The following is an 18,349-nucleotide window of genomic DNA, read 5'->3' as shown; positions in this document are numbered from 1 at the left end:
ACATGAAAAAAATAATTTATTTATTAACGATAGTAGCTGTAGGCTTAGTTTCTAGCTGTAACCCAGTGGATGATATTTATGATGACCTTGAAGCTCTAGAGAAAAACCCTCTTATTCAAGTTGGAGATGTAGTTTTGGAATTATCGGATGATGATTATAATGCAATTGGGAAAACATATGGTAATTTCAATTCAACCGATGAAGCAAAAGATTTAATTTCCGATTTATTGAAAACTAAGTATCCAAATTTGGACGTTTCTTCATCTGCATTAGTGACGTATAATGTTTATGCCCCAAAATCTTCGCATAAAAAGTTATATAGATATACGGTAACTACTGAAGATTATGATGCAAATGATGATACGGCAGAATTTGATAATTTTGATGATATTGCTCAAGTTTATGCGTTCATTGATACTAAGTATCCTACTCCTGCAGATAGAGATTTAGTTTCTCTTACGTATAAATATTATAGTGGTACTTTAAATACCTTAAATAATGGGTTTTTCTTCATTGACGGTGCTTGGGAAATGATACAAGGATTTACTGATGCCGAATATACTTTAATGGGCGAAGGTTTTCCTAATTTCAGTAGTTCTGATGAAGCAGCTGTTAAAATTCCAATCTACTTAAAAGACAAATTTAAGTATGAGCCTAAAGAGGCTGGTGACATTGTATCTATTATGTATAAATTATACACTACAGACGTTGACGATGTAGATGGTGATGGGAGAGTAGATGATAATACTACAGTTAGTTTAATTGGATATTTTATTTATGATGGAGCTGAATTTTCTAAATATAATAATGAAATAATGGAAACGCTTCAATTTGGTTTTGATGGCACAAATTGGATTCCAGATAATACAATTAAATACACCCTTGGAAGAGACGATTATACGTTAATAGGTGATGCGCTTTTAGCTACTTATGCTGGTCCAGCAGGTAGTGCAGCTCGTTATGGTAATTTTGATAGAAGAGCAGGTAATGCAGCAGAGTGGACATATGCTATGTTAGTAGAAGGTATGGGTATTTTATTAAATAGTATAGCTCCTAATGCAGATGAAGGTCAAAAATATATAATGACTTTCGATATTTACAATGGTTCAGCAGGTACAGAGAGTATCAGTGTTATTAAAACTGGTGGTGTTTGGGTAGCGAACTAAACCTTAAATAAATTTTATACATTAAAAGCCTTCACAATTTTTTATAGTGAAGGCTTTTCTTATTTTTATATGATGAAAAAGATATCGATTTTAACATTGTTTAGCGTTGTGTTTTTTGGATGTAGTAGCGATAGTGGTACAACCGAACCCATAGAACCCACACCAACACCTGATCCAATCGCTAAATCAGTAGCAGTGAATGATGCTATTCAAGCAATAGAAGACCAGGAAACTATAATTTCAGGTTTATTGTCCAACGATACCGTGGAAAATAATGCTAGAATTACCAGATTTGACGGAAATTCTAACAATGGTGGGACTATAGTTGATAACCGAAATAATACCTATACCTATGAACCCGCTAAAAGTTATGTAGGCGTTGATACATTCACGTACACTATTTGCGATTCGGAAACAGTACCCAATTGTTCTACTGCTACTGTTGCTATTACTGTAGAAGATGAAGGAATGCCTATCGCAATGGATGATATTTTTTATACTGTAAAAAATACAGCAATTACAATAAATAACGCGCTTGTGAATGATTCTGTATTAGATGACGCTAGTTTGGCGTCAATTGATAGTGCAAGTTCTTTTGGGGTAATAGCTATAAATTCAAATGGAAGTATACAATACACACCTGCTGCAGATTTTACTGGAGATGATACATTTACGTATACTATTTGTGATGATGATACTCCAAATCCAACATGCGCAACAGCAACAATAACTGTTAGCGTGTTAAATGCTATTAATTTTAATATACCAGCTGGACTGGATTATTATTATGGAGATTTAATTTTAGCCAATAATGTAGATGTAAGTTACAATCAGTTAAAAAATCATACGGTAAAGAACCATACTACTATTTTATCTTATGGTCAAAGACATACATATTTGTACAATGCTGATGCTGATTTAAGTAATTCCGACAATGTAATTTTAATGTATTCCAGTGAAAGTAGGTATTGGCAAGAATATACTTCTGGCACTAATGCATACCAGCCACAAACTTTTAACACAGAACATATTTATCCACAATCTAAGTTAAATTCAGACTTAGCTGTATCTGATTTACATCATTTAAGATCTGCAGATGCAAATATAAATTCAGAGCGTCTTAATTATCCCTATACTTCAGGTAGTGGAACGTATCAATTAATAAATAATAATTCATGGTATCCAGGTGATGAATGGAAGGGTGATGTAGCTAGAATGATTTTTTACTTAAATGTTCGTTATGGTGAGACCTTTGAAAAAGTTGGAACTTTAGAATTATTTTTACAATGGAATGTTGAGGATCCAGTTTCTCCGTTTGAGGAACAGCGTAATAATGTTATAGAATCTGCTCAAGGGGATAGAAATCCATTTATTGATAACCCTTATTTAGCTACCCTTATTTGGGGAGGAACACCAGCTGAAAATAAATGGCAATAAAAAATTGAACCCTGCACTACGCAGGGTTTTTTTATGCTTAATTTTCACTATTTTTGAGACAACAAATTAAAATTTAAAATATGATCTACGAAATAATTTATAAGCTGCATTCTTTCTTTGCTTATATCGTTTTAGCTGTATTGATATTGGCCGTAATAAATGCAATTACGGGCTTAACAAAAAATAGAATGTTTACTTTAGAAAAAGACTTTAGAATAAGCCTTTTTGCGCTAATACTATCGCACATACAATTATTAATTGGTATCATTCTGTATTTTGTTTCTCCTAAAGGATTTTATACCATCAGTGAGCTGGGAATGGGCGGACTAACATCTGCTTCAAGACTGTTGGCGGTAGAACATCCTTTTATAAATATTATAGCCTTGGTTTTTATTACCATAGGATGGTCAAAACATAAAAAAATAATGGAAGCGAACCGTAAGTTTAAAACAATAGCAATCTTTTACGGAATCGGATTGGTGTTGATCTTGACTCGCTTACCATGGGGACAATGGTTTGCTTAAATCATTAACCTATGATAATTTATAAAAAAGCTTTGAGGGAAATCTCGAGGCTTTTTTTATTCATCGCCACTAGACATATAGGGTACGGCTTTAATTAAATAGAGGTATACAGGAAAATGATCACTATAGCCTCCTACATAATTACCGCCAGCATAGGTGCGTAAAGGGTACCCTTTATATTTTCCTGTTGGATCTAGTAAATAGGAAGGAGTAAAGACTCCTGCTTTCCAATAAGTATAGTTTTCTTTATTTTCTGAAATTAAATTACTGGTAAAAAAAAGTTGGTCAAAAAGGTTCCATTTGTCTCGGTATGCTAAAGAGCCTATTCCTTTTTTGTGTAGCTTTTCCATAGGGTTGTATAAATCATTTTCTTCTAAGTTTCTTTCATCCCCTTTAGTCTTTAGAATCTTTTTTAGGCTATCACTGGTTGGATCGTCATTTAAATCGCCCATGCTTATAATTTTAGCGCTTGCATCCGTCTTTTTAATAGAGTCTATGATTCGTTTGTTCAATTTGGCGGCTTCTATGCGGTTTGGTTTACTTCTGGCTTCACCGCCGCTTCTAGAGGGCCAGTGATTAACTATAAAATAAACTTGTTCGTTATCTAGTAGTCCTCCAACAATTAATTGATCTCTTGTGTAGTCTCTGTATCCTTCATCGTTTTGAAGTAATAAGCGTTGGCTCTTGAAAGAAGTAGGCATAAATGCATTTTTCTTGTAGAGTAAAGCCACGTCTATTCCGCGTTCATCTGGGGAATCAAAATGAACAATTCCATAATTTTTTTCTCTTAAGTTTTTATGATTGATTAAATCTGCTACAACTTCTTGATTTTCTACTTCGCAAATGCCTATAATATCGGGAGAAGATTTTGATACAGTTTGCCCTATTTCAGCAATTACTTTAGAAAGATTATTTAATTTTTGCAGGTATCGATCTTCGGTCCATTGGTCTTTACCATTTGGAGTTCTGTCATCATCATAAGTGAGACTATCATTTTTAAGGTCGAATAAATTCTCTAAATTATAAAAGGCGATTGTGCGTATTTTGTAGCTCTTTTTCTGAGAGTGTAGGTTTAGGTGTATAACGAGGAGAAGGAGAAAAAGCCGTGTATTCATTGTGCTATATTGTGGTTAGATGAGCTATTTGCTTATCGAAAATAATCTGGTTTGTTTTGTAATATTAATAATAATATTCCTATATTACTCCATAAATCATTGAAATAGTAGCTGTTAACATGTTTAAAATCCTTTTGTTTATTGTTTTTTCTATATCGGTTAGTGTGAGTTTTTCACAAACTAATAGGATAGTAAAAGGGAGAGTAGTAGATAAGCAGCAGAAGGATCAACTTACAGGTGTTCGTATTATAGTCGAAAAAACTAAGCTGCTAACCGCTACAGATAAAGATGGTATTTTCTCCATTTCAGTGCCTGATTCGGGTGATTATATTCTAAGTTTTCAGTATACGGATTATATTTTAAAAAGGGTGCCAGTTACTTTAGGAGATCGTATTCTAGATTTAGGTACGGTATATCTCGAAAAAGATATTACGGTAGAGTTAACCGATAATTTAATTACGCTGACCGATTCAGAGCTACATGATGACGAACAAAGTGCTAGTTCTGTTGGACTCTTACAAGCTACAAAGGATATTTTCTTGCAACGGGCTGCTTTTGATTTTGGTCAGGCATTTTTTCGTGTTCGTGGTTATGATTCTCAGTATGGGAAAGTTTTGATGAATGGTGTTTCTATGAATAAGTTTTATGATGGGAGACCGCAATGGAATAACTGGGGTGGATTAAATGATGTAACCAGAAATCAAGAGTTTAGTAATGGGCTATCTGCATCTGCTTACAATTTTGGAGGAGCATTAGGAGTAACTAATATTTCTACAAGACCCTCAGCCTTCCGTCCAGGAATTAGAATATCATCTTCGGCTTCTAATAGAACTTATGCGGCAAGGGTCATGGCTACATACACTTCCAGTATTTCAGAGAAGGGCTTTAGTTATAGTGTCTCGGGATCGAGAAGATGGGCTAAAGAAGGTTATTTTGCGGGTACATTATATGACGCATATTCGGCTTTTGGAGCTATGGAATATCAAGTAAATCCAGCGAATAGTCTGCTATTTACAGGAATGTTGGCCTCTAATAGGAGAGGTAGGTCTTCTGCAGTTACCGAAGAGGTATTTAATCTGGTGGGTAGCCAGTACAATCCTTATTGGGGAGCCCAAAATGGAGAAATTAGAAACTCTAGGGAACGTACAATAGCCGAGCCAATCTTAATGTTTAACCATATTTTAGAGACCTCGAAATTAAAATTAAATACGGGAGTAAGTTATCAGTCCGGGATTAACTCAAGATCTAGACTTGGGTATTATAACGCGCCAAATCCTGATCCCACGTACTATAGATATTTGCCTAGTTACTATATTAATAGTACTATAGGGACTAACTTTCTAAGTGCAAATACAGCCAAGGAAGGATTTCTTTTTAACCCACAACTTAATTGGAATCAGATTTATAAAGCTAATGATGCTATTAAAGCTGCCTATGTACTTTATGATGATATTGTGAAAGACTCGCAAATAGCGGCAAATAGCATCGCTAATATTACATTAGGGACTCAATTTAAAATTGATCTTGGAATAGGATACAAATCATTAGCGTCTACCAATTATGCAGAGATTTCCGATTTATTTGGGTCAGAATATCATGAGGATATTGATGTTTTTTCAAATACTTTGAACGATAGTGATGGAGCTTTGCAAAAGTATGAGGACGATATTTTTAATTATCATTATGATATAGACGTCGAGCAACTAGAAACTTTTGCTCAGATAATCTATGAGCATAATGGTTGGGAAGGTTTTTTAGCAGGACAATGGGAAACTTTGAACTATAGTAGAAACGGGCGTTTTAAAAATCAACGTTATGAAACTACTTCACTTGGAAGAAGTAAAGATGTTAGCTTCTCAAATTTCAGTTTCAAAGGCGGATTTTCATATAAAATTAATGGAAGAAATTGGATTGAGTCCAATGCTATGTTGCAACAAAAACCTCCAGTATTGCAAAATGTTTTTATTAATCCAAGAGAGAACAATTTGGTGGTGCCTGACTTAAATTCTGAGAAAATTACGAGTGTAGACGGATCTTATTTTTTTAGATTCCCTAAATTAATTGGTCGTGTTACTGGTTTTCACACCAGGTTTCAAGGAGTTACGGACGTAAATTTTTTCTTTGTAGATGCAGGTGTTGGTTCAGATTTTGTTCAAGAGGTTTTAACAGGCGTAGATAAGTTACATATGGGTACAGAATTGGGTGTAGAGTATCAGGTTTCATCCTCGGTACAATTAACGGCGGTTGCAGCTATCGGTAAATATGTATTTGCTAATCATCCAAATGTTACTATAAATTTTGATACCACCAATGCAGAAGATGAGCTCATAAATTTGGAGGGAAGCAAAGACTTAGGGAAGGCAAATATTAAGGATTATAAATTAGGGCAAGGTCCTCAGAAAGCATTTGCTATTGGTATTAATTATCAAGATCCTAAATATTGGTGGGTAGGAGCTACAGCAAATTATTTAGAGAATAACTATGCTAATATATCGACCATTACTAGAACTAATAGTTTTTATATAAACCCAGAAACAGGAAGTAATTTCCCTGATGCCACTAATGATAATGTTTCCCAATTACTTGCTCAACAGTCACTAGATAATTTTTATTTGCTCAATTTAGTTGGAGGTAAATCATGGTTGAAAAATGGGAAATATATTAGTGTTTTTGCTAGCATAAATAATGCATTTGATGCCACTTTCAGATCGGGCGGGTATGAGCAAAGCCGAAATGGAAATTTTGGACAGCTTAAACAAGATGCTTTGAGCGGATCGCCTTCTTTTGCGCCTAAATATTGGTATGGCTACGGAAGAACCTATTTCTTGAATTTTGCAATAAGTTTTTAATCATATTATGGTATATAGATCATTTTTATTTAGGGTGTTAATGGTAATAAGCGTACTTCTAATGCTTCCTTGTTCCTGCGTAAAAAATAGAGATTTTGATCAGTTGAAAATTTCTTGTGAGAAAGAACTCCTTGCAAATACTACATTTACACAGATTTTTAATTTGTATGATGAGGAAACAATCCAGATACAAGAAGATTTGATAATAGAAGGCTACGTAATATCATCTGATGAGGCAGGGAATTTTTTTGGAGTTCTCCACCTTCAAGATGATTATCAGTATCCTACAGAAGGCTTGCAGATTGAATTAGATATTCGAGACAGTCATTTGTTTTATCCTATTGGAAGCAAAATTTTAATAAAATTAAAAGGATTGTATCTAGGTAAGAGCAAAGGTGTCTATAAGATTGGGGGTGTATTTAGTTCTTTTGGGAATATTTCTGTAGGTAGATTACCAGCCCCAGTTGTAAATCAGCATATATTTATTTCTTGTGAACAAGCCAAGGAGCTTGCTCCTACTTCAATCTCGCTTCAAGATAGTTTGGTACGATTTAAAAATACGTTGGTGCAGATTGAACAAATTGAATTTGCTAGTGCAGAGTTAATAGAAACGTATGCTGTTAAGGAGCAAGAGACTGATAGGACTCTAATAGACTGTTTGGATAGAGAGATTGTTATAAGAAATAGCGGGTATTCGGATTTTCAGAATATAAACTTACCAAAAGGAAGTGGGTCAATCACGGGAGTACTCCTTCAGGAGAATGATGATTATTTTTTAGTGGTAAGAGATACCAATGATTTGAAATTTGATCAAGAACGCTGCGAAGATTTAATAGATGAATTTACATCAAACTCGGTTTTTATCAGTGAAATTGCAGATCCAGAAAACAATGCAGATGCTCGGTTTATTGAACTGTATAATTCGGGAGCTTCATTAAGTTTAAAAAATTGGCGTTTGCTCAGGTATATCAATGCAAATACAACGGTTGGTGCAACAATTAACTTATCAGGGATTGTTTTGGAGGCGAACTCTACACTAGTTATTTCCCCAAATGGAAAAGAATTTAATACCGTATATGGTTTTACTCCAGATATGGAAGTTGCGACGAGTAGTGCGGCAGATTCAAATGGGGATGACATTATAGTATTGGTAGATCCATTTGATACAGTAATTGATATTTTCGGGGTTATAGGAACAGATGGTTCCGGTACCAATCATGAATTTGAAGATGGTAGAGCATTACGTAAGCCTGTAATTAATAAGGGGAATACTGCTTATTCATTTGATGAATGGCTTATTTATAATGACACTGGAGCTTCAGGAACAATTAATATGCCTCAACAAGCACCAGTTAATTTTACGCCTGGGATTCGTTAACGAGACAAACTTTAATTTTGTTTAAATCTGCCGGGGTAATAGGTTTAACTATATAATCATGAACAACAGGATAGTTTTTAATCATGTCTATCTCTAAGGGGTTGATAGAAGAGCTCATTACAATAATTTTAATCTGCTCTTTATTCTCTATGGGGGCCGCTTGAAAACTATCAAGAAATTCCCAACCACTCATCACGGGCATGCTAAGGTCTAAAAAGATTACGGTAGGTAATAACTCATTTTGTTGATCACATTCTATTAAAGCTTCAATAGCTTGTTTTCCATGCTCAAATTCTGCGATAGACTCCGTAAATTTTTCTTCTTTCATCAATTTTTTAGATATGAAAACGAAAATAGGGTCGTCATCTACAAAGTAGATTTTTTTTATAAAAGGATTCATAGCTAAATGGTTTGGAAATTAATGGTGAATTTAGTGCCTACATTTACTTCGCTAGTTACAGTTATCGTGCCCCCCATGGCTTCAATTTGGTTTTTTGTAATATATAACCCAACACCTCTAGCATCTTTGTTACGATGAAAAGTCTTGTTCATGCCAAAAATATTTTTACCAAATTTTGCCATATCGATGCCTTTGCCATTATCTTCAAAAGTTAGTTGAACTTTTTTATCGATTAATGTTGTGCAAATTTTGATAATTGGTGATCTGGTCGTTGCGCAATATTTTAGACTATTGGTAAATAAATTAAGTAAGACACTGTCAAGATAGGCGGGTACCACATGTACAGAATAGTCTGGATCAACGTCTAACATACAGATTCCCTTTTTTTCTTGAAATAACGTACCAATATTGTTTTGAACGGTGGTTATTGCTTTTAGAATATTGATTTGAGTTAATTTAGACTGGATATTAGTGTCCGTAGATTGTACCACTTCATTCAGATTATACACAGTGCTGTTTAAACTATTGGTAGCACTTTTTAACATCTCTAAAATCTGTTTGCGTTCCTCTGGGTCTTTCTCATCTTCAATCAATGAAGTTAAAACAGAAAGATTGGTGGAATGCGAGCGTAAATCATGAGAAACCATATGCGCAAAATTGGTGAGGCTATTATTTTGCTCGCCAGTAATTTCTGCAAATTTTTTCAATTTTATTTCGGTATTCTTTTCGTTGGTAATGTCTTGACAAATACCTAAAGCTCTAAATTTATTATTTTTTGGTCCTGTTAAAATGGTAACACTTGCTTTAATATTGCGAACACTATTATTGGGTAACAGCACTCGGTACTCCAGTACTCCTGAGCCATTTCCATTGTAGTAAGAAACCACTTCATTGTGTACGCGTTTAATGTCATCTGGGTGTAGTGATTTTTTCCAATTCCGATAGAGGCTCCCGGTGTAATTTTCTTTATCGATATCATGTAATTCAAAATTAATATCATCCCATATAGTATGTCCTGTATTTAAATCATACTCCCAGGTGCCCACATTAGAAGCAGATATTGCGCTTTTTAATTTTTCAGCAGCCTCCCTATACGCTAATTGTGGTCTTTTATAGGGATCTATATCTTGGCAGATACCATAAATTCTAACACATTTTCCATCAACAAATTCGGCACGCCCCTTTGTTCTAATCCAAAGTTCTTTACCTGTACCTGTTATCATGATTACTTCTTCATCCCAAGGGGTGCCATTTTCAATAGCCTCATGAGTGGCTTTAAGAATCAGATCTCGGTGCCGGCCTTCTTTGAAATGTACAAAGCATTCATCAAAAGTCTGAGGAACATAATCCAGAGGCATTTCATGAATAATATTCACCATCTTAGTCCATTGAGCCTTGTATGTAAGTAAGTTGAGCTGCCAACCTCCTGTTCTAGCTACTTCTTGAGCTTCTTTGACTAACTCGTCAATATTTTTGTGATCGGTAATATTTTCCAGAACAATAACAAGGCCACCTACAGAACCGTCTTCTTTTGTCCAAGGGTTAATTTTCCATTTAAGCCAAACGTTTCTACCATCCTGTAAAAGATACTTTTTACCCTCATTTTGACAAGAATTTCCTAATAAACAGCGGTCTAAGATTTCTTTAAATGCGGGAGGGAAGCTAGGAAGAACATCAAAAAAATTCTTATCAATGATATTTTCAATTGTAATGCCGTGTTCCTTTAAAAACATCCTTGATGAGGATAGAAATTCACATTCACTATTTAAGGTCGCAACTGGGATTGGCGCATCTCTTATTAAGGATTCGTTGACTTTAATCTGTGAAAAAAAAGAACCCATAGAAAATACTTAATAGTTGATTATTAAATTTAAGAAAAGATTTACAACAATTATTGAAAGTCAAGATTTATATAACTCTAATGTAGTTGATTTATTGCGAAATTTCGTCAATTACCTTCTGTAAATCATTAGTCGTTACAGGCTTTACGAAGAAATTATTTACCGCACTATAACTTTTAGCTTTTATCAAATCTCTAGGGTCAACAGAAGAGCTTATAATATAAATTCTAACATTTTTTCTGTTTTCTTCGGGTATTTTAATAAAGTCTTCTAAAAAATCCCAACCATCCATGATGGGCATATTTAAGTCTAAAAATATAATTGGAGGTATGTTACTATTAGTGTTTAGTAAATCTTTTAGTCCATTTATGGCTTCGTATCCATTTTCATAAACGATAATTTCTTTACAGAATTTTGTTTCTTTAATTGTTTTCTTTAAACCAAATACAGAGATTGGATCGTCATCTATCACACAGGCATTTTCTACATATTCTATCATTGGGTTATGCTTTTTCAAAAGTTAATACAAAGGTTGTTCCCTTGTTTACGGTGCTATGTACAGTTATAGACCCATTCATGGCTTCAACTTGATTCTTGGTAATAAAGAGCCCTATTCCTTTTGCATCTTTATGGTTATGGAATGTTTTATACATGCCAAATAGTTTTTCTCCGTGTCTTTTCAGATCGATTCCTTGTCCGTTATCAGAGAAATGTAAGGTAACCTGATTATTGGTAATTTTATTTTTTATATGTATTTCTAGGTTCCGTTCTTGAGAAGAATATTTTACACTATTGGTAAATAAATTTAGTAAGATACTATCTAGATAGGCCGGAACAGCTTTAATAATAACGTCCTTTTCTACCAAAATGTTACAACTGGCATTTTTTTCTTTAAGTAAGGCTAATATGTTCTTTTCAACACGCTTAATAGAATCAAATAAATTTACATTACTTAAATTTTCTTGAGTATTAGTGGTAATGTGAACAACTTCATTTAAATGGTGTACCGTTTCACTTAAACTTTCAGAAGCATCACTTAACATTCTTTCTAAATTTACTTTCTCACCATTATCAGTTTCCTCTTTTAGGAAGTTGGTTAGCATTGATAAATTTGTAGAATGCGATCGTAAATTATGAGAGACAATGTGAGCGAAATTTAATAGGCTTTCATTTTGGTGTTTCGTGATCTCTAATAAAGATTTAGTTTTATTTTCGGAAGCAATCATTGCCGTTACATCTATCACTTGAGCAATGAAATGTGATAGTTTTCCGTTAACTTTATGAACTGTTGTAACCGTTAACAAGGCATTTACAATGGTGCCATCTTTGTGAAAAAAGCGTTTTTCAATGGTGTAATTCGTAAGTTTACCTTCATGCATCTTTTTAATAAAGTGCGAATCTTTGGTCCAATCATGGGGGTGCGTAACCTCAATGATTTTTTTCTGAATCATCTCTTCTCGGCTGTAACCAACACTGGTACATAGACTTGAGTTTACATCAATCCAATTGCCTTCTAGGCCAATTAGAGCCATACCTACAGAAGAATTCTCAAATGCTTGTTGCATAGATTCTTCACTTTTGGTTAACTGTAATTGTGTGTAAATTAACTCTGTTACATCCCAATTTGCACCAACAAGTTTTTTAGCGTCACCAAAAATATCTACTTCTGTATAAGCAACAGATTTGATATTCCTTATTTTTCCGTTGGGAAGAATTATTCTAAATTCTACTTCTAAATCTTTTTTCAGTTCAAAAGCTTCTTTAACTTTCTGCATGCAAAATTCTCTGTCTTCGGGATGTAAGCTTTGATCCCAAAAACTCTTGTGACCATCAAAATCTGCTTTTTGTATTTTGTAGAGATCAAACATCTCATCACTCCAAAATAAGTTTTTGTTGGTATAATTATATTCCCAAATTCCAATTTTAGCAGTTTTTGTTGCTATTTTCAACCTTTCGGCAAGGCGGGTGTAGGCAATGTCTTTTAATTTCTGTTCATGAATATCTTGAAAAGTTCCGTATACACGTACGCATTTGCCATCTATAATTTCGGTTTCTCCACGTGCACGAACCCATTTTTCAGTATTATTAGCGGTGATGATAATTAATTCTGTATCCCAAGTATCACCAGTGGCTATAGAATCGCTTACAATTGCAGTAATGGTTTCTCTATGATGTCCGGCCTTATAAAAATTTATGCCTTTTTCTAATGTAGGTGTATAGTCTTCAGGAACTTCGTGTATTATTCTAGTTATATCGGTCCAAAATAATTTATTGGATATTAAATCTAACTCCCATGCGCCAATTTGTGCTACTTGCTCTGCTTTTTTTAATAATTCTCTTTCTCTTCTTTCTTCCGTGATATTCTTAGCAATAATAATGATACCCGAAAAGTTATTTTCACTCGAAAAAGAAGGGGAAAGTTTCCATCGGTACCAAGAATTTAAATGGTTTTTTACTTCTAATTCTATAGGTGTAATTTGTTGACTCTCGGTCATTTTCAACACCTCTACTTTTACTTGCTGCGGTATTGAATGATATTCTAAGAATGATATAGAGCTAGAATTAAAATCATTAGGAAACTCTTTTAGCCATGCGCTAGATTGATTTTTAATTTTAAAATTCAAATCAATCACTGTTATAGCGATAGGCAAATCTTGGAGATAATTTAGGGAGGATAATATACTCAAAGCGCTTTGTGATTATGGGTTATATGTTCATTATTCTTAATAAAGTAAGAAAAAACGAGCAATATGTAAGTGTTTAATGTACAAAATATTATTTTAATCTAATGTTCAATCTAAGTAATACATCTATTTAAGTATCCTATTTAAATACAATAAACGTGATTATATACAGTCTTTAAGCGTAAATTTGGCGGTAAAAGTACATATACTTGTAAGATTTAACTTCATTTTATTAAAAATTTTCAGATTTGAAATTGTGGGTAAGCTTACAACTAATCAATTTGTTAGAGTAATTAAATGAATTAAATGCTTATTTTATATCTTTATATATCAGATTTATCCTATGAATGAATTTTTTTTCAATGAAATAAGAAATGGCAATTTTACAGAAGTAAATGCTATGCTTAAGCAGAATCCGGTTTTATTACACAGTAAAGATCAACGCGGGTCTTCTCCTTTAATTTTAGCTACCTATTATGATCAATTAGAAATTGTAGAATTATTACTAAATAGTGGAGCCAAAATAGATATGAAAGATGCTTCTGGCAATACCGCTTTAATGGGGGTTTGTTTTAAAGGTTATGAAGATATTGCTAAAATATTGATTGATAAAGGAGCAAATGTTAATGAGCAAAATAGCATGGGAGCTACGGCGCTAATTTATGCTGCTACATTTAATAGAGCAAACATTGCGAAATTACTTTTGGAGCACGGCGCGGACAAAACAATAAAGGACGTTCGGGGCAAAACAGCCTTAGAACATGCAGAAATGCAAGCGGTACCCTCGCTTATTGCGTTATTTAAGGATTAATAAATTAGATAGATGTCTAATACGTTGAATATAGCTATAGTACAGACAGCGTTGCACTGGGAGCAGCCCCAAAAAAACAGGGATCATATTGCTACTGTGCTTAACACTCTTAAGGCAGAAGTAGACTTAGTACTACTACCCGAAATGTTTACAACGGGGTTTACGATGCATCCCGAAAATATTGAGGAAGCTGAAGGTGAAAAAACCTTAGATTGGATGCGCAAGATGGCTATACAGAAGCAAATTGCAATCTCGGGGAGTATTGTATACAGTGAAAATGGCAACTATTATAACCGACTTTTTTTTGTGGAACCAAACAAAGTTTCTGTTTATGATAAACGGCACACATTTACGCTAGCGGGAGAAAGTAAGGTATATACTGCTGGTACAAGTAAAACCCTCATTAATTTCAAAGACTTTAAATTATGTCCGTTCATCTGTTATGATTTACGATTTCCTGTATGGTCTAGAAATGTAGAACAATATGACGTGCTTTTTTATCTGGCTAATTGGCCTAAACCTAGAATTAATGCTTGGGATGCTTTACTAAAAGCTAGAGCTATTGAGAATATGGCGTATTGTATAGGTGTAAATAGAACAGGATTTGATTTCTTAGGGCATGAGTATCCAGGACATTCTGCGGTGTATGATGCGCTAGGAGAAGAGTTGGTATTCTCAGATATACCTGGGGTTAGCTATGCCACACTATCTAAAGATCATATTGATACCACTAGAAAAAAATTAAAATTTCTTGAAGATCAAGATACTTTTAGTCTAGAAGTATAAAATCAAATTTCTCTTCCCAGTTGGCACGCATTTCTATAAGTTTTGGAGAATGACTCACACGTTCTGGTTGTATATTTTTTAAATAACTACCCGTATCCCATTTACCGTTGCTATTTGTATCAGAAATTACACGAACTAAATACTTCCCGGGACTAATGTTACTGAATAAAATATCTTTAGGTTCTGTGGCGTACTGTTCTCGCTTTATTTTTCCCTTCTCATCTGTCAAGTGAATAATAGCAGGGTAGGTAACATTTCCACTTAAGGTTAGGACAAAATTACCATAATCCGTATATTTGTTTGTCTTTAGATTAAATACAATAGTATCATTGGTATTTTCAAAGAAATCTTCAATCAACCCAGGATAAATAGCAAGCTTATAAGCCTCTTGTGGCTCTTTATCAAAATTAATTTCAAGACTATTTTTTAGACTATCTAATGACGCTGTGTATTTAACGGCAATAGAATCTTTATTGATGAACGCTATTTTCGTGGTGTCAATTTTAGTAATAGGAGTATTGGCCTCAATGGCAAAATTTTCATTAAAACCAATAGTTCCGTTTATAGTAGGTTTCAAAACAAGAGAGTCTAATGCTAGCTTTCTTTTCTTAACGACAAAGGTGTCTATTACTTTTTGCCTTTCATTAGTTACGGTAAATTGTAATGAATCCATTTCAAATGGGGTAAACCAATAGTTTAGGGTATCCTTATCCCTTAGTTTAGTCACCATTGTTCTTACGGTGTCTGGTAGTTTTGAGAGGGTATTTATTTTGATGTCTTTATAGTTTCCTTGATACCCAAAAATAATTTTATTTTTCGCTTCAAATTTTGGAACAGTAATGCTATAATCTGGCTCTTCTTTAAATAAAGTAAGCAAGTATATTTCTTCGGTAGGTAATACTACAGAATCTTTTATAAATGCAATTTTATCAACTTTTTGGTCAAACAGGTTATTCTTTCCCTCGTCTTTTAGTCCAAATAAGGCATAGGTACCTTTCTTAAGGTTTTTAAGCTCAAACAAAACCGTACTGTCTAAGGTATTAGTAATATAATTCGGTGGTTTTTTATAGATAGTAGAATCGGTATACGTACTATCCATTTCATAGAGCATAACGCTTACAAAGGTTTCGGCTTCTTTATCAAAAGCATCTTCAACAACCCCTTTAAGGTTTAAAGAATCTATATAAGAACCTGTAGAAAAAACGTACGTAAAAAAGCTATTAGGATTTCCTTCATTATTATCTACAATACTCTGCCCAAAATTTAAAGTATAGGTGGTGTTCTCTTTTAAAGTGTCTTTCAGTTGTATTTCTACATATTTACTAGCAGCACCTGCAGGAGTAATTATAGGCGTGTTTTTTAGTGGAGGTGAAACAATGAGCTGATTCTGTACATCATTTAATTTGATGTATTCATTGAAATAAAGGCGAATTTTATTCCCTTTGAAATTCACCGTCATATTTGCTGGTTCCGCCTTTTCCAATTTTGGCGGAATGATATCTTTAATACCACCAGAAGGGGTTCCTCTACGAGCACATTGGTATAAAGAAATTGAAGCTAATAATAGAAACAAGCAAGCAAGGAATCGTCTGATCATAATAAAAGTCAAATTCTAAATAACAAAGAAACAACTATTTTACTAAAATTTCATTTTGATCTAGGAGTAAAAAATAAAACAAAATGTTAAGTTTATAATACAATAGCCATCGTAAGAAGGTAGATAGTAACTCCTTTTTCTGTTTCAAAAGCTTTTACGCAAGATTCTAAAGTAGCACCAGTAGTTACTACATCATCTACGATGAGGATATTCTTATTGGTGACTATGTGGGTCGTATTTAGCTTGAACAAATCTTGATTACTCTGCCATCGGAAAAAACGGTCTTTCTTTGTTTGCGTTTTTGTGTTTTTAGTTTTTATAAGCACATCTTCAAGGAAAGTTGCATCTAGGTGATGGGCAATTTTTTGAGCAAACAAACTAACTTGATTGTATCCTCTTTTTTTTAATTTCTTTTTGTGTAGCGGCACAGGAATTACAAGGTCCATGCTAGGAATATTTCCGTTCTCTTTAAGGATACTTCCGCACCAATCTCCTAAAAAAGCTCCAATTTGTTCTTGATTTTTGTATTTTAAGTGATGAATAAGATTTTTGACGATACCGTTTTCCGTGAAGAATAGAAAAGAATTTGATTTTTTTACAGAAACGCGACCATAAAAAATACTATCAAAAGGGTTTTCTACGTTATAGGTATACTCGGTAAGCGGCAATTGGTTTCGACAAACGGTGCAGATTAATCGTTCACCTTTACTCAAGTGTGCATTACATCCAAAACACCCCCTGGGTACTAGGATGCTGTTAATATCATTTAGTATCTTTGAAAACCTTATATACATATATTTGATTGACTAAAACCGAATTACAAAAACCTACTTAGCCTTAAATGAATTATCAAGATACTAAATTCAATTATAAAATACTCCTTGCGGCACTAATTGCTGTTGTGATTGGTATTCTAATTGCATTTTACTATAGCTATGCGCAATCTCAAAATAAAATTGATTATTTAGAGGATGAGAAAGCTATATTGGTTAAAGATTTAACCATGATGAAAGCAGAGGTTTCTAGGCTTTCTACTTCTAATGAAGTGAATGAAATAGAGATGCAGCACGCGCAATACCGAATTGATCAGCTACTGGATTCTGTAGGGGTTTTAAATTTTGATATCGCAAAGCTTCGTGAATACCGCAAAGAGCTTCGTAAAATGGAGTTAATGCATGATACGCTTAGGCTTAGAAACAATTCTTTACGTTATAACAATTCTATTTTGTCTCAAAAATATAACGAGACAAAAACTAAGATGGAAATTTTAGAAAATAAAACAGGAAAGTTAGAAGAAGCAGAAGCTACCTTACTTAAGCAAAATAAGATTATTAGTGAGAAGCTAAAAATTAAAAGCTACCTAAGGCTGCAAGGACCAGAGGGTACTGGGTATAGAATTCGTGGAGGTGATCCAATACAGACCAACAAAGCTTCTACTATTTCAAGGCTTAGAGGTTGTGTTGCTGTTGCTGCAAATGTAGATGTAATTCGGGAAGAGAAGATTATCTATTTACAGTTTCTAGATCCGCAGAAAAAGGTAATTGCACACAATGCATTTACCATAAATGTAAACGGTAACACCTATAGTAAGAAAGTTGAATTTATTTTTGACGGTACTAGAGAAGATATTTGTGATGCTATAAGTGTGCCCGAAGGATCGTTAGAACAGGGAACTTATACCCTAAATGTATTTGAAAACGAAAAATTGCTTACTTCAACTGAATTTCAGTTAAAATAAATTATTCGTTTTTAGGGTAATAT

At 33.8% G+C, this 18,349-nt stretch carries 15 protein-coding genes; 8 read left to right on the top strand and 7 right to left on the bottom strand.

Annotated features, from left to right (window positions below):
• The first annotated feature begins 2 nt into the window (after positions 1 to 2).
• From BLQ19_RS05870 to BLQ19_RS05860, 3 genes are all read left to right on the top strand, one after another.
• Positions 3 to 1,166, top strand: coding sequence for a hypothetical protein (locus tag BLQ19_RS05870; protein ID WP_074537726.1), 1,164 nt, complete (start codon positions 3 to 5; stop codon positions 1,164 to 1,166).
• A gap of 72 nt (positions 1,167 to 1,238) precedes the next feature.
• Entirely contained in the window at positions 1,239 to 2,603 is a 1,365-nt protein-coding gene (locus BLQ19_RS05865) for an endonuclease (protein WP_139150208.1), read from the top strand.
• An 80-nt stretch (positions 2,604 to 2,683) separates the two neighbouring features.
• On the top strand, positions 2,684 to 3,127 hold the full coding sequence (locus BLQ19_RS05860) for a hypothetical protein (RefSeq protein ID WP_034666307.1): 444 nt from the start codon (positions 2,684 to 2,686) through the stop codon (positions 3,125 to 3,127).
• Positions 3,128 to 3,183: 56 nt separating this feature from the next.
• On the opposite strand, the gene BLQ19_RS05855 is transcribed toward BLQ19_RS05860, so the two are convergent.
• Positions 3,184 to 4,242, bottom strand: a complete 1,059-nt coding sequence (locus tag BLQ19_RS05855; RefSeq protein ID WP_074537724.1) for an endonuclease/exonuclease/phosphatase family protein — start codon at positions 4,240 to 4,242, stop codon at positions 3,184 to 3,186.
• 119 nt (positions 4,243 to 4,361) lie between these two features.
• On the opposite strand from BLQ19_RS05855, the gene BLQ19_RS05850 reads away from it, so the two are divergent.
• Together BLQ19_RS05850 and BLQ19_RS05845 are read left to right on the top strand one after the other, a co-directional pair.
• Positions 4,362 to 7,091: a TonB-dependent receptor gene (locus tag BLQ19_RS05850; protein WP_074537723.1), complete on the top strand. Its 2,730-nt coding sequence runs from the start codon at positions 4,362 to 4,364 to the stop codon at positions 7,089 to 7,091.
• Positions 7,092 to 7,152: 61 nt separating this feature from the next.
• Complete coding sequence (locus tag BLQ19_RS05845; protein ID WP_254788251.1) at positions 7,153 to 8,469, top strand: DUF5689 domain-containing protein; 1,317 nt, start codon at positions 7,153 to 7,155, stop codon at positions 8,467 to 8,469.
• On the opposite strand, the gene BLQ19_RS05840 is transcribed toward BLQ19_RS05845, so the two are convergent.
• The 4 genes from BLQ19_RS05840 to BLQ19_RS20910 all read right to left on the bottom strand — a co-directional run bounded on the left by BLQ19_RS05840 (position 8,450) and on the right by BLQ19_RS20910 (position 13,397).
• The gene (locus BLQ19_RS05840) at positions 8,450 to 8,869 is read right to left on the bottom strand and encodes a response regulator (protein WP_024482642.1); all 420 of its coding nucleotides are present in this window, start codon (positions 8,867 to 8,869) and stop codon (positions 8,450 to 8,452) included. The two genes, BLQ19_RS05845 and BLQ19_RS05840, sit on opposite strands and share 20 nt — an antisense overlap.
• A gap of 2 nt (positions 8,870 to 8,871) precedes the next feature.
• Positions 8,872 to 10,710 (bottom strand): PAS domain-containing sensor histidine kinase, encoded by a 1,839-nt coding sequence (locus tag BLQ19_RS05835; RefSeq protein ID WP_074537721.1) that lies wholly within the window; start codon positions 10,708 to 10,710, stop codon positions 8,872 to 8,874.
• Between the two features lie 91 nt (positions 10,711 to 10,801).
• Positions 10,802 to 11,209 (bottom strand): response regulator, encoded by a 408-nt coding sequence (locus tag BLQ19_RS05830; protein WP_074537943.1) that lies wholly within the window; start codon positions 11,207 to 11,209, stop codon positions 10,802 to 10,804.
• A 4-nt stretch (positions 11,210 to 11,213) separates the two neighbouring features.
• A complete protein-coding gene (locus BLQ19_RS20910) occupies positions 11,214 to 13,397 on the bottom strand; it encodes a PAS domain-containing sensor histidine kinase (RefSeq protein ID WP_139150207.1) in 2,184 nt (727 codons plus the stop codon).
• A 340-nt stretch (positions 13,398 to 13,737) separates the two neighbouring features.
• On the opposite strand from BLQ19_RS20910, the gene BLQ19_RS05815 reads away from it, so the two are divergent.
• Positions 13,738 to 14,205 (top strand): ankyrin repeat domain-containing protein, encoded by a 468-nt coding sequence (locus BLQ19_RS05815; RefSeq protein ID WP_024482646.1) that lies wholly within the window; start codon positions 13,738 to 13,740, stop codon positions 14,203 to 14,205.
• Positions 14,206 to 14,217: 12 nt separating this feature from the next.
• Complete coding sequence (locus BLQ19_RS05810) at positions 14,218 to 14,991, top strand: nitrilase family protein (RefSeq protein ID WP_074537720.1); 774 nt, start codon at positions 14,218 to 14,220, stop codon at positions 14,989 to 14,991.
• Here BLQ19_RS05810 and BLQ19_RS05805 read toward each other — a convergent pair.
• Both BLQ19_RS05805 and BLQ19_RS05800 read right to left on the bottom strand, forming a co-directional pair.
• Positions 14,975 to 16,588 carry an Ig-like domain-containing domain gene (locus BLQ19_RS05805; protein ID WP_074537719.1) on the bottom strand — a complete coding sequence of 538 codons (1,614 nt, stop codon included), beginning with the start codon at positions 16,586 to 16,588 and terminating at the stop codon, positions 14,975 to 14,977. The two genes, BLQ19_RS05810 and BLQ19_RS05805, sit on opposite strands and share 17 nt — an antisense overlap.
• Positions 16,589 to 16,680: 92 nt before the next feature.
• Complete coding sequence (locus tag BLQ19_RS05800; protein ID WP_367888684.1) at positions 16,681 to 17,301, bottom strand: ComF family protein; 621 nt, start codon at positions 17,299 to 17,301, stop codon at positions 16,681 to 16,683.
• Positions 17,302 to 17,429: 128 nt separating this feature from the next.
• Here BLQ19_RS05800 and BLQ19_RS05795 point away from each other — a divergent pair, with 128 nt between their 5' ends.
• Entirely contained in the window at positions 17,430 to 18,326 is an 897-nt protein-coding gene (locus BLQ19_RS05795) for a DUF8428 domain-containing protein (protein WP_024482650.1), read from the top strand.
• Positions 18,327 to 18,349 lie beyond the last annotated feature (23 nt).

It is taken from the genome of Cellulophaga baltica (assembly GCF_900102165.1).
Taxonomy (GTDB): Bacteria; Bacteroidota; Bacteroidia; order Flavobacteriales; family Flavobacteriaceae; genus Cellulophaga; species Cellulophaga baltica.
The sequence above is the reverse complement of the archived record's forward strand: the minus strand, read 5'-3'. Positions and strand labels throughout refer to the sequence as shown.